Origin of the sequence: Lysinibacillus sp. 2017, assembly GCF_003073375.1 — a bacterium.
Taxonomy (GTDB): Bacteria; Bacillota; Bacilli; order Bacillales_A; family Planococcaceae; genus Solibacillus.
In genome coordinates this window covers 1,386,597-1,405,648 of sequence record NZ_CP029002.1, presented here as the reverse complement: position 1 = coordinate 1,405,648, position 19,052 = coordinate 1,386,597, and the positions used below count along the sequence as shown (strand labels likewise).

At 37.1% G+C, this 19,052-nt stretch carries 16 protein-coding genes and 1 pseudogene; 7 read left to right on the top strand and 10 right to left on the bottom strand.

Translation table 11 applies throughout. From position 1 onward, the window contains the following. Positions 1 to 180 precede the first annotated feature (180 nt). Both coaW and DCE79_RS06445 read right to left on the bottom strand, forming a co-directional pair. Complete coding sequence (gene coaW, locus DCE79_RS06450; protein ID WP_108712290.1) at positions 181 to 1,017, bottom strand: type II pantothenate kinase; 837 nt, start codon at positions 1,015 to 1,017, stop codon at positions 181 to 183. A 100-nt stretch (positions 1,018 to 1,117) separates the two neighbouring features. Then, positions 1,118 to 2,188, bottom strand: coding sequence for a 3'-5' exonuclease (locus DCE79_RS06445; RefSeq protein WP_234417348.1), 1,071 nt, complete (start codon positions 2,186 to 2,188; stop codon positions 1,118 to 1,120). A gap of 265 nt (positions 2,189 to 2,453) precedes the next feature. Between DCE79_RS06445 and DCE79_RS06440 the strand changes: the two genes are divergently transcribed. Continuing rightward, positions 2,454 to 3,275 carry a squalene/phytoene synthase family protein gene (locus tag DCE79_RS06440; RefSeq protein ID WP_108712288.1) on the top strand — a complete coding sequence of 274 codons (822 nt, stop codon included), beginning with the start codon at positions 2,454 to 2,456 and terminating at the stop codon, positions 3,273 to 3,275. A 139-nt stretch (positions 3,276 to 3,414) separates the two neighbouring features. On the opposite strand, the gene DCE79_RS06435 is transcribed toward DCE79_RS06440, so the two are convergent. The 3 genes from DCE79_RS06435 to DCE79_RS06425 are packed head-to-tail and all read right to left on the bottom strand — an operon-like array spanning position 3,415 to position 5,584. Then, entirely contained in the window at positions 3,415 to 3,771 is a 357-nt protein-coding gene (locus tag DCE79_RS06435; protein WP_108712287.1) for a DUF4181 domain-containing protein, read from the bottom strand. 15 nt (positions 3,772 to 3,786) lie between these two features. Then, complete coding sequence (locus DCE79_RS06430) at positions 3,787 to 5,115, bottom strand: D-serine ammonia-lyase (RefSeq protein WP_108712286.1); 1,329 nt, start codon at positions 5,113 to 5,115, stop codon at positions 3,787 to 3,789. Further along, a complete protein-coding gene (locus DCE79_RS06425) occupies positions 5,108 to 5,584 on the bottom strand; it encodes a YaiI/YqxD family protein (RefSeq protein ID WP_108712285.1) in 477 nt (158 codons plus the stop codon). The genes DCE79_RS06430 and DCE79_RS06425 overlap by 8 nt, the downstream gene beginning before the upstream one ends. Positions 5,585 to 5,747: 163 nt before the next feature. Between DCE79_RS06425 and gdhA the strand changes: the two genes are divergently transcribed. Then, a complete protein-coding gene (gdhA, locus tag DCE79_RS06420; RefSeq protein WP_108712284.1) occupies positions 5,748 to 7,115 on the top strand; it encodes an NADP-specific glutamate dehydrogenase in 1,368 nt (455 codons plus the stop codon). A gap of 161 nt (positions 7,116 to 7,276) precedes the next feature. Here the strand turns inward: gdhA and DCE79_RS06415 are convergent, their stop codons facing one another. Next, positions 7,277 to 7,699 (bottom strand): universal stress protein, encoded by a 423-nt coding sequence (locus DCE79_RS06415; protein ID WP_108712283.1) that lies wholly within the window; start codon positions 7,697 to 7,699, stop codon positions 7,277 to 7,279. A gap of 176 nt (positions 7,700 to 7,875) precedes the next feature. Between DCE79_RS06415 and DCE79_RS06410 the strand changes: the two genes are divergently transcribed. The 3 genes and pseudogenes from DCE79_RS06410 to DCE79_RS18945 form a co-directional block, all read left to right on the top strand. Next, a complete protein-coding gene (locus tag DCE79_RS06410) occupies positions 7,876 to 8,562 on the top strand; it encodes a phosphoribosylaminoimidazolesuccinocarboxamide synthase (RefSeq protein ID WP_108712282.1) in 687 nt (228 codons plus the stop codon). 157 nt (positions 8,563 to 8,719) lie between these two features. Continuing rightward, a complete protein-coding gene (gene nhaC, locus DCE79_RS06405) occupies positions 8,720 to 10,099 on the top strand; it encodes a Na+/H+ antiporter NhaC (RefSeq protein WP_108712281.1) in 1,380 nt (459 codons plus the stop codon). Between the two features lie 290 nt (positions 10,100 to 10,389). Next, a pseudogene (locus DCE79_RS18945) lies at positions 10,390 to 10,686 on the top strand (DNA-binding protein); the annotation flags it as partial. Positions 10,687 to 10,854: 168 nt separating this feature from the next. Here DCE79_RS18945 and DCE79_RS06395 read toward each other — a convergent pair. The 3 genes from DCE79_RS06395 to DCE79_RS06385 all read right to left on the bottom strand — a co-directional run bounded on the left by DCE79_RS06395 (position 10,855) and on the right by DCE79_RS06385 (position 14,597). Continuing rightward, positions 10,855 to 11,928, bottom strand: a complete 1,074-nt coding sequence (locus DCE79_RS06395) for a phosphotransferase enzyme family protein (protein WP_199912303.1) — start codon at positions 11,926 to 11,928, stop codon at positions 10,855 to 10,857. Positions 11,929 to 12,086: 158 nt separating this feature from the next. Continuing rightward, positions 12,087 to 13,160, bottom strand: coding sequence for a ribosome small subunit-dependent GTPase A (gene rsgA / locus DCE79_RS06390; RefSeq protein WP_108712279.1), 1,074 nt, complete (start codon positions 13,158 to 13,160; stop codon positions 12,087 to 12,089). 579 nt (positions 13,161 to 13,739) lie between these two features. After that, positions 13,740 to 14,597, bottom strand: coding sequence for a patatin-like phospholipase family protein (locus tag DCE79_RS06385; protein ID WP_234417347.1), 858 nt, complete (start codon positions 14,595 to 14,597; stop codon positions 13,740 to 13,742). Between the two features lie 163 nt (positions 14,598 to 14,760). Here DCE79_RS06385 and pepF point away from each other — a divergent pair, with 163 nt between their 5' ends. Further along, complete coding sequence (gene pepF / locus DCE79_RS06380) at positions 14,761 to 16,566, top strand: oligoendopeptidase F (protein WP_108712277.1); 1,806 nt, start codon at positions 14,761 to 14,763, stop codon at positions 16,564 to 16,566. Positions 16,567 to 16,615: 49 nt separating this feature from the next. Here the strand turns inward: pepF and DCE79_RS06375 are convergent, their stop codons facing one another. Further along, the gene (locus DCE79_RS06375; RefSeq protein WP_108712276.1) at positions 16,616 to 17,830 is read right to left on the bottom strand and encodes an NAD(P)-dependent malic enzyme; all 1,215 of its coding nucleotides are present in this window, start codon (positions 17,828 to 17,830) and stop codon (positions 16,616 to 16,618) included. A 396-nt stretch (positions 17,831 to 18,226) separates the two neighbouring features. Between DCE79_RS06375 and DCE79_RS06370 the strand changes: the two genes are divergently transcribed. Further along, positions 18,227 to 19,042: a S1C family serine protease gene (locus DCE79_RS06370; RefSeq protein ID WP_108712275.1), complete on the top strand. Its 816-nt coding sequence runs from the start codon at positions 18,227 to 18,229 to the stop codon at positions 19,040 to 19,042. The last annotated feature ends 10 nt before the right edge of the window (positions 19,043 to 19,052 follow it).

Below are 19,052 nucleotides of genomic sequence, written 5' to 3'. Positions count from 1 at the left end.
TTTTACGCAATAAACAAAAGCGCTAAAGCGCCTGTTAAGCCCCGACAAGTTTTGGAGGACCCGACAAAAAAGTAAACGCACACTTTTGTAAGAGTGGGGTCGAAAAGGATTCGATGCATCTATAATTTCCTTAACAATAAAAAAACACTTAAACCGGTTGTCCAGCTTAAGTGCTCCATATTATTTTTCATTTTGCTCCATAATATTTAACAACGCCCCTACAGCGCCTGAGAAACCGGAGTCTTTTAAGAATATGGGTTTATGTTTCTTCAAAATTGTGTAATTATTAATGACCTTTTTCAACTGCTCGTTATCTGTTAATGTCGAGCCAATATAGACAATATAATCTGCATTATGTTGTTCGGCTAATTGAATACTTAATGTCGTAATTACTTCACCGACTAAGCCTTGCGTTGTAGCAAGCACATCATTTTGTGCAAATTCTTGTTTATCTGTAATCCCAACTTTACCAAAGTTACTTGCAGTCAAATTTCCGTCTATCGGTGTATCCATGCCTCGATAAATATCTTTCACTAACAGATCGATACCTTCACGATTGCCTTTAGAAGCATTTGCTTTGATCACATCAAAGTCCGAAATACCTGTCATAATGGCAGAAAGACCGATTAATGTTCCTCCACCTATACCAGTACCGCCAACTCGTTCATGCGTATTGCCATCCATATAATGGATTGATGTACCTGTTCCAATATTCGTAATGATGCTTTGATCGATTGTGTGCCCTTCTTCTTCCAATAAATACCGCACACCTTTTAATGTCGCTTCAAATTCTACGATATATTCTATCGACTTCATCGTTTTTAAAACATCACGTAACTGCTCTGTTCGTCCACCTGTTAAGCCGATTTCTTCTACTTGAGGATGTTCTTCTAACCATACTTTTACCAACTGCATTTCTGAAGATGGAAAAACAGCTAATGTAAGCACCTGCTGCTCATTAAAATACGCAAGCTTTGTCAACGTTCCCCCTGTATCAATTCCAATCCATGTTGACATACATTTTTCTCCTTTAATCTTTACCACTTATCTGCTACTAATCTATTTTAACGTAATGAATATCTGCAATAAAGTATAAATTTCCCCAAAAGATTTTCTATTATACTTGAACAGTTTCTTCTTGTAATAGGGCGCGTTTATGAAATTCTTCAACAAATGCCGCTTCGAATTTTCGTACTAAGCGTAAAATTTTTGCTTCATATGCATGTGTCGACTCATCAGCCAAATTGAATTTTGCGATTAATTCTTCTTTTTTCAATAAATTGGTTAATGTCATTACTTCTGTTTTAGGTAAGGCCACATGATGTAATTTCAAAATTTTTGACATAGAACGTAATGCTGAGCGAGACACTAAAATTTTCCCTGGTGCAGACAGTGCGGCTTGTTGTAAAAATTCTTTCGCCACATCATTCGGCTTAATTTTAATATATTCCGTGATTCTTATATCCCCATCACTTGTCATTCGTTCTTCACTTTGAATGGTAAATGGTAATTCATCACGGAAAGTTTTCATTTCTTCTATATGTACTTGATTATTGAGTACCTTACAAGTTGTAGTAGAAATAATAAGCTCATACGTAGATTCTAGCATTTTAAAATTCGTTAATAATAAGATAAATTCGTTCGTTTGCTGCTGCTCGATTAACTTTTCTCCATCTACCTCTTGGAATATACGAAGTAAACTAAACGCATCTGCTAATGCACGATGTTGCGTTTCAACTTCTAAACCAAGATGTTGCATTAAACCGCCCAGACTTGGTTGCTCTTTCATCGCATTAGCAATCATGTATTTTTGTTGGAAGTCTACGATTGGATATAAGCAATCCTTATTAAGATAATTACGAGTTAATTCTTCCTCTAGCACTTTTCGGTCGAATTCGCCAAATGTTAAAAATATATAATCTTGCTTGCACCAGCGCTTAAATTTATAAAAAGCTTCTTTAAATGACGGTGCATCGATTAATTGCTCAGTCGTAATGCCTGTTAACTGTTGAATATGCACATTCAACTTTTTAAATTTATAAGGTTGAATTAATTGAGTGAAGGTTTCTGTCGTACCATCCGGCAACCATTTCACTGCTCCAATTTCAATAATATACTGTTTTCCACGAATCAATGCCGCTTCCACATCGACACTAATATATGTTTTTCTTCGTCCCAAAATTTTCACCTACTATTTTCGTTACCGACTAAATGTCTTTATGCAACTTTTAAGGATGCAAATATTCCCATAAAAATAAACCTCTTCTTATTGTATATGAAAAAGTCTCAGAAAACACGGGAATATTCGTAAAAAAGAAGCTTGTCAAAAAATCCATTAAATTTTAGGCATTGTCATACCGTTTCAAAAGATTATTGGAACTTTTATTTTCACTTTTTGTCATTTTGCGATACCATTAGAAAGGAAGCAATAATGAATGGAGGAACACTTCCTTATGACAAATAAACCCCTACAAAAAGATACGATGCGTGTTTTAAAAGAAACAAGCCGTACATTTTATATTCCCATTACATTTTTAGATAAAGAATTAAAAATGACTGTCGCAGCAGCCTATTTAGCAATGCGTGCGATTGATGAAATTGAAGATCATGAAGATGTCGAAAACGAAGTGAAACATGATGTGCTATTAAAAGTAGAACAACTACTACTTGCCCCTGAATTTGATCACGCTGCTTATATGGAAGCTTTAGCACCAGTTCTTGATGAAATGCCAGAAGTAACATTGCGTTTAGCAGATTGGATTGAAGTTTGTCCAGCTGGTGCACGTGGAATTGTTATGCGTGCAACGAGTGAAATGGCTGGTGGAATGGGCAAATGGGCATTAGCTAACTGGCAAGTGCATACGCGTGAAGATTTAGATGACTATACATATTACGTTGCAGGTCTTGTTGGTGTAATGTTATCTGAGCTTTGGGAATGGAGTGCCGGGATTAAGACAGATCGTGACCTAGCTATTGGCTATGGCCGAGGCTTACAGGCTGTCAACATTTTACGCAATGAACAAGAGGATATGGATGAGCGCGGTGTTAGCTTCGTGCCAGATGGTTGGACACGCACTGAGCTATTCGCTTATGCTGAAGAAAACTTAGCAAAAGCAGACCTTTATATGAAGGATATTAATAAACGTTCAATCAAACTATTCTGTCGTCTTCCACTTGCTTTGGCTCATAAAACACTTCAAGCACTAAAAGAAGGACGCGTAAAAATGTCCCGTGCAGAAGTAGAAGCTACAGTTGAAGAAGTTCAAGAAGATTAATATTTTACAAACGAAAAGCTGTTCCCTCTAAAAAATGAAGGGAACAGCTTTTTTACTTAAAGTTAACCTTTAATAAGCGGGGGATTCTTCCGCCCCTGCTCATTTTTAAATCAACCAAAATTGGGCCACTAATTGCCCATTATTGAGGAATAAACAGAAGAATCGCGATGGTAATCACCGCACAAAGACCGACATACGTAAATGAAATAATGTGACGTTTCTTATCTTTTCTAAATAAATATTCTAATAAACCTCTAATAACGAATAACACCATAATAAAGAAGAATAACAAGATAGATGTCGTTTTCTGATCAAATACATACTTCGTGACAAATGCTAAAAATAGTAAGCATAAAAGTACTTCTAATAATACATGCCATTTTCCGACATATTGATCCATAAACCTACTATTTTTTTCAATATTATACTTTTTGCGAAGCTTTAAATCAATCATCCCCGCGATAAAAAAACCTACAATGACTACAGCAATTAACACATTCTTACTTCCCCTCTATATCTCTGTCTGTAAATAATGTTGGCGCAATTCTTCTGGAACTAAATCGCCACCCGTTGACCAAATGATATGCGTGGCCTTATCCATTTTATCTTGCAATCCTTTTTGCTGTAAATACGCTGTCCCCTGCATCATTAATTCAATGGGTCCGTAAACACCTGCATGAGCAGACGGTTCCATAAAAATATTTTCCTGCTCATACATTCCTTTTAAGCTTCTAAACAAAAAGCTGTCATCCACAGTATAGCAGCCACTTAGGACCGATTCCATTAAAGTTCCAACAAATCGCGATGGTCGTCCAACAGCTAACCCATCCGCTTCAGTTTTATTTGATAAGCCAATATCCGATACACTAATTTGGTCGTGCAAACCCGTCATCATCCCAAGAAGCATACACGGTGAAGCAAATGGTTCTCCGAAGAAAATGTGCACATGTTCGCCGTAAATTTGTTTTAAGCTATAGGCAACCCCACCAGGTCCACCGCCAACTCCGCATGGAAGGTATACGAATAGTGGATGGTCTTCATCTACATGAATTTTGGATTGCTTTAGTTGTTGCTCTAAACGTAAGCCTGCCACCGCATAGCCTAAAAATAGATCTAGTGAGTTTTCATCATCAACAAAGTGACAACGCTCATCTTGCTCTGCAGCTAAACGACCTTGCGCAACAGCTTGTGTGTAATCCGTTTTATGTTCGATAACTTCTACACCTTTTTCACGTAGCAACGTTTTTTTCCATTGCTTCGCTTCTTCTGACATGTGTACTGTTACTTGAAAACCTAGTTGTGCACTAATAATACCAATACTTAACCCTAAATTTCCTGTTGAACCGACCGCAATTTTATAGCCATTAAAAAATTGACGGAATTGGTTACTATGTAATTTTGCATAATCATCCGTTTGTTGAAGTAATCCAGCATCCATCGCTAGCTTTTCTGCATAACATAACACTTCATAAATACCACCTCTTGCCTTAATGGAACCCGCAATCGGTAAAGCATGATCACATTTCAGCATTAATTGTCCTGGAATGTCAAAACCTCGACGCCCTTCAATTAATTTTTTCATAGCGGGTATTTCTTTTAAATCGGATTCTATAATCCCTTTTGAAAATTTTGTTAAAGGAAATGCAGCCATTATATATGAAGAAAAGCGTTGCAGTTTTTGTTCAGCTTTCCGTACCATTTCCATCGTTACGGGTGCAATTGTTTGCTTTTTAGTTGATAATTGATCATTTATCCAAAACACATATTGTTCATTTTGTAACTTTTCAATTAGCGGAAAGTTTGCTGTTAATTCATTTACATCAATTTTATGTTCATTCATTTGCAGTTCCTCCTCTGACTAAAATCGCACGTTCACAAATTTGTCGAAATTGCGTTTCAAATTCCAAATTGTTTTCTTCCGTACGTTTTTTAGGTCCCTTTGTGCGACCCCCTGCTCTCCTTATCTTCGCACTTTCATAACGAATTGCCAACAGCTGATCGATGTTGTCAGACGTCAGTTCTTTTCCGTTGTGAGTGATAACAATTCCACCTTTTGCCAAACACATGGCAGCTAACCCATAATCACCTGTAATGACGATATCTCCTTTATTCAATATGCTTACTAGCTTAAAATCGACCGAATCTGGTCCTTTGTCAACAATAATAGTTTTTACATTTTCTCTCTCTACTCTATGTGATGTATCGCAGAACAAGATTGGAATAATCTCATAACGAGATGAAACAAACAGCGCTAAATCAACAACTGGACAAGCATCTGCATCAATTAATAATTGTAAAATAAAAAACATCCCCTTCAATAAATACTTAATTTTTATTATATTAATATAACTAATCGAAAGCGTTTTCTCAACCTCACATCATTTTGACAAGCTCATGTTACCTAAATCGCGGTTGAATTGTTTGATAATTCATACTAATGTATAGACATCAACAAAATTTGGGGGTTACAAAATGACAACAACAGCATTAGTTAACAACGCAAAACAATACGTAGATGGTGTATTTGCTAAACTTACAGCAAAAAACGCACACCAACCTGAATTCTTACAAGCGGCGGAAGAAATCTTCCTTTCATTAGTTCCGGTATTCGAGCAAAATCCGGAATATATTAAACACAACATTTTAGATCGAATCGTTGAACCTGATCGCATCATTTCGTTCCGTGTTGCTTGGCAAGATGACAATCACCAAGTACAGGTTAACCGCGGTTATCGTGTCCAATACAACAATGTAATCGGACCTTATAAAGGCGGACTTCGTTTCCACCCAACTGTAAACGAATCCATTATGAAATTTTTAGCCTTTGAACAAATTTTCAAAAACGCATTAACAGGTCAACCAATTGGCGGTGGTAAGGGTGGTTCCGATTTTGATCCGAAAGGAAAATCAGATGCTGAAATTATGCGTTTCTGCCAAGCGTTTATGACTGAATTATACCGTTATATAGGTCCTGATGTCGATGTTCCAGCAGGTGATATTGGTGTTGGTGCTCGTGAAATTGGCTTCCTTTGGGGTCAATATAAACGCATTCGTGGTGCATACGAATCAGGCGTATTAACTGGTAAAAAGCCTGGTTATGGTGGTTCATTAGCACGTACAGAGGCAACTGGCTATGGTTTAGTTTACTTCGTAAGTGAAATGTTACGCGAAGCAAGCGATACATTTATTAATAAAACTGTAGTCGTTTCAGGTTCAGGTAACGTAGCTATTTATGCGATTGAAAAAGCACAGCATTTCGGCGCAAAAGTGGTAGCTTGTTCAGATTCATCTGGCTATATTTATGATCCAGAAGGTATTGATTTAAAGGTTGTGAAAGAAATTAAAGAAGTTCAAGGCAAACGTATTAAAGAATATGTAACCTATCGTCCAAACGCTACTTATACAGAAGGATGCTCTGATATCTGGACAATTCCATGTGACATTGCCCTTCCATGTGCGACACAAAACGAAATTAATGGTGACCAAGCGCGTACATTAATCGCAAATGGCGTAAAAGTAGTTGCAGAAGGTGCAAATATGCCTTCAAATTTAGAAGCAATCAATGAATTTATTGATAATGGCGTATTATTCGGCCCAGCAAAAGCAGCAAATGCTGGTGGTGTTGCTGTATCTGCTCTTGAAATGGCACAAAACTCTAGTCGTAACTACTGGACATTCCAAGAAGTTGATGCAAAATTACATGAAATTATGAAATCAATTTATAAAGAAAGCTCAGATGCCGCGAAGAAATATGGCAATGAAGGCAATTTAGTCGTTGGATCTAACATCGCAGGATTTAAACGAGTTGCTAATGGGATGCTTGTTGAGGGCATTTACTAATAACGTAAAGAAACTAAAGAACGTAAAGAAGGGTCTGTCCGGAAAATCATTCGGTACAGACCCTTTGTTATGAGGATGGAGGCCAACATGATGTTGGTCATGAATGAGTTGTCACAAGGACGTGACGTTTTTAGCTTTTGGGACAACTCCTTCATTTTCTTTTATCGAACAACAAGTACATCACACTTCGCTGCACGTACAACATTTCCAGAAACAGAGCCAAGTAAAAAACGTTCTGCCATGTTTAAACCAGTTGCACCTACAATAATAAGGTCAGCTTCAGTAAGACTTGTTAAAATGACCTTTGGTGATCCTTCTTCCACTAATATTCGGATTTTTTTCACACCTGCAGTTTCAGCCTCCGCTTTGTACTGCGTTAAATTTTGTTCTGCTTTTCCCTTTAGTTCCTTTGCATACTTTAAATCATAGGCTTCTACAGATCCAAAAGAATGCGTATCAATTACACTTACTAGATGAAGCGTAGCACCCGTTAATTTGGCAATAAGAATGCCTCGTTCAAAAGCAATTTTAGCTTTTTCAGAAAAATCTACGGCTACGACAATATTTTTATAAGTTTCTTCCATTTAAACCACTCCTTCTCATTTTACTTAGTATAACAAATGATCGTTATGCTTTGAAATCAATATCCTTCCAAAATAAGTTGTCGGACGTCCTTCTTTAAACACGAACATTTTTTGTATTTAACTATACATTATTCGTGATATAATGAATCAAGCAAAAATATTGGAGGTTTTTTATCGTGAAATTAATTTATACAGGTAAAACAAAAAATGTTTTCAAATTAGAAGATGAACTTTATTTATTAAAATTCAAAGATGATGTTACAGGTGAAAACGGCGTATTCGATCCAGGTGCGAACACAGTTGGCTTAACAATTGATGGTGCTGGCTTAGCTGGTTTAAAATTAACATCATTTTTCTACTCTAAACTTAATGCTTTAGATGTTCCTACACATTATGTAGATGCAGACTTTAAAAATGCTACAATGACGGTAAAACCCGCTACAGTATTCGGTAAAGGCTTAGAAGTAATTTGCCGCTTTAAAGCAGTTGGTTCCTTTTTACGTCGTTACGGCGCTTATGTTGAAGAAGGCCAAGAACTGGATTCATTCGTTGAAGTGACAATTAAAGATGATGACCGCTTAGATCCGCCTATTTCAGAAGATGCATTAGCGATGTTAAATCTTTTAACACACGAAGAATATGCGATTTTAAAAGAGCGTACAATCGAAATTTCAAAATTCGTCGCTGCTGAGCTAGCGAAAAAAGGCTTAACTTTATATGATATTAAATTAGAGTTCGGCCGCGATGCGAAAACAGGTGAAATTTTATTAATCGATGAGATTTCCGGTGGTAATATGCGCGCATATAAAGGTGATACATATATCGAGCCACTAGAATTAGAAAAAATTATGTTAGCTGAATAATCCTTTTTTGAGGGGTTGTGTACAAAGTCAATTTGATTTTGTACACAGCTCCTTTTATTATTTCCCTGCTCTTCCTTTTTCAATAAGTCCATGCTATACTTACTTTCGTGCTTTGACGCGTTGAAGCGCGAAATTTCTTCCAAGGAGTCATTACTTCATGATTATTAAACAGCAATTAAAACCTCATTTATTCGAAGCACTATTCATGATGCTCTTTATTATTGCCATTATTTCTTATTCCATTATTAAACTTGAGAGCGTGCCACATATTCCAATTTTGATTTCGATTTTTATATTAATTGTTTATGGTATATTGAAAAAGGTATCTTATCGTGAACTTGAAAAAAGTATGATCAGCTCAGTTTCCACGAGTATTAGTGCCATCTATATCTTTTTGTTAATCGGTGTGCTTATTAGTAGCTGGTTAATTAGTGGAACGATTCCTACCCTTTTATATATCGGATTTTCAATTGTTTCAGCGAGCTTCTTTTACGCGATTGTTTTCCTTATTACGAGCATCATCGGAACAGCTATCGGTAGTTCGTTAACAACAGTTGCGACTGTCGGGGTTGCGATGTTAGGAGTTGCAAGTTCGATTGATGCTTCACTCGTAATTACTGCCGGTGCGATTGTTTCTGGTGCGTTTTTTGGCGATAAAATGTCACCACTTTCAGATACGACAAACTTAGCCGCATCAGTTGTCGGGATTGATTTATTTACACATATTAAAAATATGATGTATACGACGATTCCAGCATTTATCATTTCACTTATTGCCTATGCCGTGTTATCACCAAGTTCAGAGACGATTGATACACAGCTTATCGCACATTATAAAGACATACTATTATCAACCAATTTAATTCATTGGTATTCATTACTTCCGCTTGTTCTACTAATTATTTGTACAGTTTACAAGTTGCCAAGTCTTGCAACATTAGCGATTAGCGCCATTAGTGGAATCGTTATTTCTTACTTCCATCGTTTGATTCCTTTAAATGAACTTTTCACTATTTTATACAACGGATTTACGATGCATACAGGTGTTGAAGCGATTGATTCTTTATTATCTCGTGGTGGCATGAATAGTATGGTGTTTACGATTATCTTGATCGTGCTATCGCTTTCAATGGGCGGGCTATTATTTGCACTCGGTATCATTCAAACACTACTTCAGTCCGTTCAATTATTACTTACTTCCGTCGGTACAGCCATTACTGGATCCGCGCTTACAGCAATTGCGATTAATCTATTTATTGGTGAACAATATTTATCGATCCTATTAACAGGTGAAGCGTATAAAGAAAAATTTAAAAGTTTACAGCTTCATCCTAAAAATTTATCACGTGTTATTGAAGATGCAGGTACCGTTATAAATCCACTTGTTCCATGGAGTGTTTGCGGCTTGTTTATTGCGTCCGCACTGCAAGTTAGCGTAATTGATTATTTACCGTTTGCATTCTTTTGTTTACTAAGCCCAGTCATGACCATATTATTTGGTTGGTTGAATATTACGATCACAAAAGAAACGCACTAGCCTACTCTGTAAAATTAAGGACAAGTGAATGTTCCTTTTTATTGTCAGAGTAAATGATTAACTTTAATGTCACACATTAAAGTTAAAATTTAAGAACATCACTTTAATAAGTGGTGTTCTTTTTTTATAGGTTGAAGTAAAAATAACTTAGTTTACTACAACAACATTTTACTTTTTTTCATAAAATGTTAAATACGATACGATAGGAACATACGCTCGCATTATAAATTTTAGGAGGTGTATTTTTGGAGGGACACACAGTGTAATAATTTTCTGAATTTTTAGTTAAAATTGAAGAAACCATTAAGCGATGGATTCGTTCAGGTAAATTTCCAAACGCATACAAAAATAGTGATAAAGAAAGTTGGAGGATTATTGAATCGGATTTATTAGAATATAATAAGGGGTTGTCTACAAGCCTGAACAACCAGTCGAGATAATAGAATCTGACTTTGATGAAAAAGAGTTTAGGGATAAAACGAACACTAGAAATTCTACTTGTTATGCAGCAATCAGCAACAAAAGTGATAAATCCTGATAGATTTATCAAGATAGCAATACGTGAAAATTTAAATCCAACTTCTATACATAAGTAATTGCGCCCGATTGTTGAATATGTAAAAACATTTTGGAACTGACTTCTTTTTTCTTACATTTACATATTCCGTTGACCATTGTTCTAATGCAGTTAAAAATATCCAAACAAGAATAGAAATTTGAAGATGACAGAGTTGTCATCTTCAAAAATTAGTGAATTAAATATTTCGTTCCTCACACTCGAAAGGTTCTTCACATGAGAAAATTTCATGGAAAAATCCCTTATATGGAATGTTTTCTTCAAGGCATTTTATGAGATATGACAATTCCTCATCACACGCTGGTTCTTCACTATTATTCCGGATGACCTCAAATGCATCCACAATATTTTCCATTATATTCACATGGATAAATAAAGGCAGCTGCACCAACATCGAATCCTTGAGTTTGGTCTCAGATGTGTAACCATCCAATACTGCTTTAAAATAATCATCCATAAAGGCCTTTCGTTTAGCGGCATCCGGATGGAATTGTATCCAGCCTAATCCGTTCAACCAGACATTCGCCAAATCATACATATAAAAACAGAAACAAGAGTTATCAAAATCATATACAGTGATTTGTCCGGTATTAAAGTCAATCTTATAATTACCATCGTTGTAATCAAAATGTACCATTCCGAATGACTCCCTGTTTTGGTCCAATCCTTCTAACGTATTAAGAAGCTCAACCATCTTCGTCTTAAGCAGTGGTAACGTATCTGGTATTAGATTATTGATATACTCAACATTATATTTATCAAAGAAACTATACCGGCGTTGAACAGGAGCATAGCTTTTCGATAATTGATGCAGCTTCCCGAGAGTTTTACCGCAGCTATAAAAATATTCCGTAATAGGAACGCCTTCACGGTACTCATAATCATTTTCTGCAAGCGTTTTTCCGTTAGCCTTTTCAAACAAGGAAACAAAAAAAGTGTCATGATTATGCGTGAATTCTTCTAGTAGATTGCCCTTCCGAGAGCTGATGACATTCGAGACACTACCACCATGCTCGGATAAATATTGGATATATTCAACTTCGGCCAATATATCCTCTCGGCTTCTGTCATTTAAATAGGTGATTCTGAGTATTTTTTCATTAGCGCCCTTTTTCTCACAGTTATAAACGACATTGCGCCCTCCGTCATGAGCATTAATTAAACTTGTTTCATAGCCGTCCAAGTCGTATAACTTTGATACTAGTGGACTTAAATAAGCTTCGTATATTTCTGCAACTTGATTATGATTCATAAATCGTCTCCTTTAGCAACAATAGTAGTTAAAACCTCTGTTCGTAATGATTGGAAGGACCTGCAACCTTCGTGAATAAATTAACTTCTGCTTACAAAATTCTATAAATCGATTGAGCGATTGGCTTAAGGCATAGTTCAGCATTTCGAATCTAATAATTATTTCTTCCATCCTCCGTTTTTCTTCGTTTGCTTGCTCCTCATAGCGCTCATTTTGTTTCGAGCATTCTTGTCTATAAGGTAGCTGGCTTTATCTTGGACATATTTGTTTTCATGCTGTTGGGCAATATATTGCTCCCACCGTTCATGTGGCAACGAACCGTTGGCAAGCGCGTTGCGAACAGCACAACCTGGCTCTGCCTGATGGCGGCAATCCCTAAATCGACATTGCTGGAACCATTCCTCCACATCAGTAAAGCTTGCGCTTATGCCTTCGTCGGCATCAAATAGCCCCAGCTCACGCATACCCGGTGTATCGATAACCATCGTACCTGAGGAGAGCATGAACAGCTGTCGGTGCGTTGTCGTATGTCGCCCTCGGCTATCTACCTCCCGAATTTCCTGAACTTTCATTACTTCTTGTTCCATCAATGCATTGAGCAGAGACGATTTCCCGACTCCAGACATACCGAGAAAGACGACTGTTTTACCAGGCATCAAGTAGTGGGTAAGTTCGTCCAGCCCCAGACCTGTGTGACTGCTGATTGCGTGAACCGCCACATCAGGAATGCTTTGTGTGACTTCTGCGATTGCGAGGCTATAATCTTCAACGAGATCAGCCTTGGTTAGAATAACGACTGGTTGGGCACCGCTCTGCCTAGCTTGTGTCACGTATCGCATGATGCGGCTAACCTTGAAATCCAAATTCAGTGAAGAAAGGATAAATACATAGTCAAAGTTAGTTGCAACGACCTGTTCCCTTATTGTCTTCGCATATCCTACGGCATGCCCTGAGTAATCTGCGCGTGAAAATTTTGATCGGCGGGGCAGTACTGTAACGATGAGAGAATCTCCGCTTTCGTTGTAATGCAACAAAACAAAATCACCGACACACGGGAAGTCAACATGCGTTTCTAAGCTGTGATAGAACGCTCCTTTGAGTACCGCCGTTACTTCGCCGCGCTCAGTCACGACCGTGAAGCGCTCTCGCCGAAGCTCTGTCACCCTGCCCGGCAATAAATCATCAGGAATTACTTCTAATTCTGTGTAGCCATAGTTTTTCAAATCAATCATATTTTTTTGTTAGCTCCTTTAATGTTGTTTTTTGGACGCAAAAATGCCACGGACAAGCAGCCTCTATAGAAGCTGCTGTCACGCGGCATAAAGACACAAAAAGATACGACCTTCATCGTATCTTGCAAACAGCAATATTGTCGAAAGGTTACTTTGAATGGCAAACTTAATAATACGGGCTTATTCCCGTTTATTTTCAAGTATGCCTACTATTCAATTTTAAGACAAGATCACCATATAAGTAGAATGATTTGCCATTAAAAACATCTCCTTTCGTCTTCGGAACTTGCTTATCACTAAGCTTCCTATATAATAACTCTTTTGGGATAAAAATACAATAATTTGGCAACGTAATTACAATGTAATATTTTATTGTGTCCTAAATAACAACATAATCAAATTATTGTAATAACGAGGTTATTTGTAGCACTAAAAAGATAGAAGGTGCAATTCCAAATATGCATCCTCTATCCCTAATCTTTATATTATAATGTCTGACATTAAATAGAAATGTATTAATATAATGAATTTAAAGAAATATCTTGACTTTTAATAAAAATTCGCTGCTAGTGCGTTTTCTTATTTAATATTTAAGAATCGCTTTAACTCAGGCATTTTTTTCACAGCTTGCTCATAGCCTAGTTCATAATTGGCGCGCATTTGGTCAAGCTTACTTTCAAAGCTTTTTAATGCATAATCTGGCTTTAAGATAAAGGCATTGCCTGTCTCCTCAAGCTCTCCAATATGGTGCATCGTTTCATTATACATATTCGCGCGATTATTCATCGCTGCAGCTAATCGCGGATAACGCTTTTGGAAAAGTTTCGTCGCCCATTTATTCGTTTTTGATGTTCCCTTTATATAGCCAGGTTCGCGCGTTAAAATGATTAAATGTTTATCAAAACCCTTTTCAATCGCTCGTTTTACAGGAATGGAATCTGCTAAACCGCCGTCATAATAAGGTACATCTCCAAGCTTTATTTCTGGGAAAAGTATCGGAATCGCACAAGTTGCTTGAAGTATATCGCAGTTTCTAGACATTTCATGTGCGCTTTTGTATTCCACTTTCCCTGTATACGCATTCGTTACGCCAAATTCAACTTCCCCTGGGTAATCATAAAACGCATCCCAATCAAATATATCAAGTTGATTTGGAACCACATTGTAGGAGAAATCTAACCCAAAATAACTTTTTTCTTTTAAAAAATTTCGTGCGCCCATATAACGCGGATCGTTGCGATATGTCGTTAATACACGGAATGTACGTTCAGGCTGGTTCGACATATATGATACCGCATTAATCGCACCTGCAGAGATAGCTGCAATATATGGCATCTTTATTTGTTGCTCCATTAATGCATCCAGTACACCTGCAGTAAACACTGTTCGAAACGTGCCACCTTCTAATACTAAACTACAGTCTTTAATTTCAGGCATCATTTTCACACTCTTTCAATCTTTTCTTTTTAACTTCTCTTTAAATCAATTATACCCCTTTTCTCCATTTTGTAAGAAACTTTATTCGTCTCGCAAGTACTTCCTAAATATTCTGAAATATGTTATATTTATTTCGAATATCGGAATATTAGGAGGTTATGAAATGTCATCAATAAATCGAAATGAAGTTCCCGTTCAAGAAACGTGGAATTTAGGAGATCTATTCCCTTCAGAAGAAGCCTATTTAGCAGCAATTGAAGGTTTAAAAGAAGAAGTAAATGCGGCCGTTGATCAATTAACAGGCACTATTACAGATGCACGAGGCGTAGTTAAAGCGATTGAGACTACCGAAAAAATCCAACTTAAAATGGTACCAATTGGCACATATGCTAGCCTTTCGCATAGCGTAGATCAAACGAGCACAGAAAATCAAATGCGTTCGGCACAATTTGGTTCCGTTGCCGCAACACTTGCAACAAAGTTATCTTTCGTAAAAAGTGATTTATTAGCTTTAGATGAATCTGTATTAAAAGAAGCTCAACAACTTAAACCAGAATATGCGAATTACATTGAAAAATTACTGATTCAAAAACCTTACCAATTACATCCTGAAGCAGAAAAAGCTTTAGCAGCATTTGGTGCAACATTGGACGCACCATATGAACTTTACAACACAACGAAATTAGTTGATATGAAATTCCCGAATTTCGAAGTAAATGGTGAAACATTCCCAATGAGCTACAACCTATTCGAAGGTGATTGGGAATTAGAAACGGACACGGACAAACGCCGTGCCGCATTTGATGCCTTTTCTAATAAATTACGTGACTATCAACATACAACAGCAAAAGCTTATAATACCCACTTAAACATTGAAAAAACGGATGCAGATTTACGTGGGTATTCATCGATTTATGATGCATTACTTGAATCACAGCAAGTGGATCGTACGCTTTATGATCGTCAAATTGATTTAATTATGAATGAGCTTGCACCACATATGCGTCGTTATGCGAAGTTATTACAAAAAACTCATGGCCTAGACAAAATGACATTCGCCGATTTAAAAGTTTCATTAGACCCATCTTATGAACCTACAATTACGGTAGAAGAATCTCGTCAATATATGAAGGACGGCTTAGCAGTTATGGGCGAAGATTATAGTAAAATGCTAGACCGCGCTTTTGAAGAACGCTGGATTGACTTTGCTCAAAATGCAGGCAAATCAACAGGTGCATTTTGTTCAAGTCCTTACGGTGTACATCCTTATGTACTAATTTCTTGGACAAGTCGTATGAATGAAGTATTTGTATTAGCACACGAGCTTGGTCATGCTGGACACTTCTATTTAGCAAATGATGCACAAAATATTTTCAATGCGCGTCCATCACTATACTTCATTGAAGCCCCATCAACAATGAATGAAATGCTAATGGCCAACTATTTACTGAAAAATTCAAATGATACACAATTCAAGCGTTGGGTTATTTCGACAATCATTAGCCGTACGTATTACCACAACTTTGTTACACATTTACTTGAAGCGGCTTACCAACGTAAAGTATATGATATTATTGATGCAGGTGGTAATGTCAACGCACCAAAACTAAATGAATTAAAACGAGAAGTGCTCGAGCAGTTCTGGGGTGATACGGTTGAAATTAACGAAGGTGCAGAGTTAACTTGGATGCGTCAACCACATTACTATATGGGCTTATATCCGTACACATACTCTGCTGGCTTAACGATTTCAACACAAGTTTCACAACGTATTTTAAACGGTGACGAATCAGCAGTTGCCGAATGGACAGAAGTATTAAAAACAGGTGGTACAAAAACACCAGTTGAATTAGCAAAAATGGCTGGATTAGATATTACGACAGAAAAGCCACTACGAGATACAATTGCGTTTATTGGCGATTTAATTACTCAACTTGAGCAGTTAACGAAGGAATTAGAAAACGCGTGATAGATTAAACAGACCACCTGATGAATTTTTATCAGGTGGTCTGTTTTCATTAGATGGCCACTGTTTGTTTTACAACATCTACTTGTTGGAATAATACTGAAACGCCTGATTCAATCGCAGCAGATCCGACTGCTTTTGCAACGACACCGGCTACACGCTCATCCATAGAGCTTGGCACGATAAAATCTTCATGTAATTCTTCGGCTGTAACAAGTGATGCGATAGCTTCTACAGCTGCGAGTTTCATCGCTTCATTAATATCCGTTGCACGAACGTCCAAAGCCCCGCGGAAAATTCCAGGAAATGCTAATAAGTTATTAATTTGATTGGCGTGATCGGAGCGACCTGTTCCGATAATACGTACGCCCCATTTCTTCGCATTTTCTGGGGTAATCTCAGGATTTGGATTTGCTAGTGCAAAGACAATGGAATCATCTCCCATAGACTTAATGTGAGCCTCTGTTAAAATATCTGCAGCAGATACCCCAATAAATACATCTGCACCCATTAACGCATCATCTAAGCTACCACGGATTTGATATGGATTTGTTAAGTTCGCTACTTGATCTTTAATAGGGTTCATCCCTTCTTGGCGCCCTTCATAAATAATCCCTTTTGTATCACACATGATGATATTCGTGTACCCCATTTGAATTAAAATTCGCAAAATCGCAATTCCTGCAGCACCCGCTCCATTAATGACAACTTTCATATTCTTCGCTACTTTATTAACAACCTTAATCGCATTAATTAATGCTGCCCCGACTACAATGGCTGTTCCATGCTGATCATCATGAAAAACAGGAATATTACATTCTGCTCGCAGACGGTCTTCAATTTCAAAACAACGCGGTGCAGAAATATCTTCTAAGTTAATCCCCCCATATGTTGGTGAAATGGCCTTTACCACATTCACAATTTCATCGACATCTTTCGTCGCTAAACAAACTGGCACCGCATCCACATTTGCAAAGCGTTTTAGGAGTAATGCCTTCCCTTCCATAACAGGTAACGCGGCTTCAGGGCCGATATCACCTAGACCTAAGACGGCTGTACCATCTGTAACAACTGCAACTAAATTTCCCTTCATCGTATAATCATATACAGTCGACGGATTTTTTGCGATTTCCAAACAAGGGGCTGCTACACCAGGAGAATATGCTAAACTTAAATCATATTTATCTTGCACAGGTACTTTCGCGCGAATCTCCATCTTCCCACCAAAATGTTCATGCATTTCTAGCGACTTCTTCATCAAATCCATTTTAACCAACCCCTTCAAATTTTTAGAATATTCTTTATATTTACGTATCATATTTGTTTTAAATTCCTTTGTCAACGATAATATCCAAAACAGTATTTATCTAACCATATATTCTTAAAAACTCAGTAACGCCAAGGCTTAGAATGCTTTTTTCAGATTTTTTCAGATTGTTAAAACGTACACAATCAATTATTCTAACAAAATAAATGTAAGTGCTGTCATTTCCAAACCACTGCTTTACCGCGTTAAAGTATGTGATAGTTTACACGAATCACTTTTCATCGTAAAATATGAAACATTTCACAAAGTCCTAAAAATATTTTTATCTGTCATAATTTTTTCCGTCACATTTGCACCACATTATTTGTTAAACTTATACATATCGGAGGGATTGCCATGGCTGAAGATTACAAATCAGAAGAACTAACTGAAGAAGAGTTTTTGCAATTAGTTTTAGATGAACAAGAAAAGGCACTTGCTAAAGCAAGGGAAGAGAGACTAAATCCTTCCATCAAAAAAAAGAAAAAACAAAAGCCTATTGTCCGTCTTGTCGTTTGGCTAATGGCACTTATACTTGTCTTTAATACATTTGCTATTTTATTTAATATATATTCCATTCCAGCAATTGAGTTCGTCAAGGTTTCCTCTCAACTTTCTAGTCAAGAAAATATTCAAACTTATAAAAAGTCCGTTGTTACAATTAATACGGAGTCAAGTAAAGGGACAGGTTTTGTGGTTAGTGAAGACGGTTATATTTTAACAAATGAACACGTCATAGATGATGCGTTAACGCTAACAGTTGTGTTCCCAGATAATTCCCTTTATCAAGCGGAAGTCATTGAAGCGTATGAGCAATATGACTTAGCCTTAATAAAAGTGGATGGCAGTGAACTACCCCATTTAACATTAAGTGATTCGAGTACATTTTTAGATCAACAACATGTATACTTTATCGGGAATCCGCTCGCATTTAGTGGCATTGCCAATGAAGGGAAAATTGTGGGTCTTACAACGGCGACTTCAATTGATACAGAAATTGTGATGATGGATGCCCCCGTTTATAAAGGCAATAGTGGTAGCCCTGTCATTAGAGAAGATGGTGAAGTCATTGGGGTCGTATTTGCTACAGGTAAACGAGATCCACATGGAAAAGTCGGCTTATTCATCCCAATTGAAAGAGCACATGAACTGTTTTCACAATGGATACACTAAAAAACGGCTC

Coding starts and splice junctions, on each gene's coding strand:
- coaW (WP_108712290.1), bottom strand. CDS start 1,017: ATGTCAACATGGATTGGAATTGATACAGGGGGAACGTTGACAAAGCTT.
- DCE79_RS06430 (WP_108712286.1), bottom strand. CDS start 5,115: ATGAATGAACATAAAATTGATGTAAATGAATTAACAGCAAACTTTCCG.
- DCE79_RS06425 (WP_108712285.1), bottom strand. CDS start 5,584: ATGTTTTTTATTTTACAATTATTAATTGATGCAGATGCTTGTCCAGTT.
- DCE79_RS06440 (WP_108712288.1), top strand. CDS start 2,454: ATGACAAATAAACCCCTACAAAAAGATACGATGCGTGTTTTAAAAGAA.
- DCE79_RS06415 (WP_108712283.1), bottom strand. CDS start 7,699: ATGGAAGAAACTTATAAAAATATTGTCGTAGCCGTAGATTTTTCTGAA.
- pepF (WP_108712277.1), top strand. CDS start 14,761: ATGTCATCAATAAATCGAAATGAAGTTCCCGTTCAAGAAACGTGGAAT.
- gdhA (WP_108712284.1), top strand. CDS start 5,748: ATGACAACAACAGCATTAGTTAACAACGCAAAACAATACGTAGATGGT.
- DCE79_RS06375 (WP_108712276.1), bottom strand. CDS start 17,830: ATGGATTTGATGAAGAAGTCGCTAGAAATGCATGAACATTTTGGTGGG.
- DCE79_RS06395 (WP_199912303.1), bottom strand. CDS start 11,928: ATGAATCATAATCAAGTTGCAGAAATATACGAAGCTTATTTAAGTCCA.
- nhaC (WP_108712281.1), top strand. CDS start 8,720: ATGATTATTAAACAGCAATTAAAACCTCATTTATTCGAAGCACTATTC.
- rsgA (WP_108712279.1), bottom strand. CDS start 13,160: ATGATTGATTTGAAAAACTATGGCTACACAGAATTAGAAGTAATTCCT.
- DCE79_RS06385 (WP_234417347.1), bottom strand. CDS start 14,597: ATGCCTGAAATTAAAGACTGTAGTTTAGTATTAGAAGGTGGCACGTTT.
- DCE79_RS06370 (WP_108712275.1), top strand. CDS start 18,227: ATGGCTGAAGATTACAAATCAGAAGAACTAACTGAAGAAGAGTTTTTG.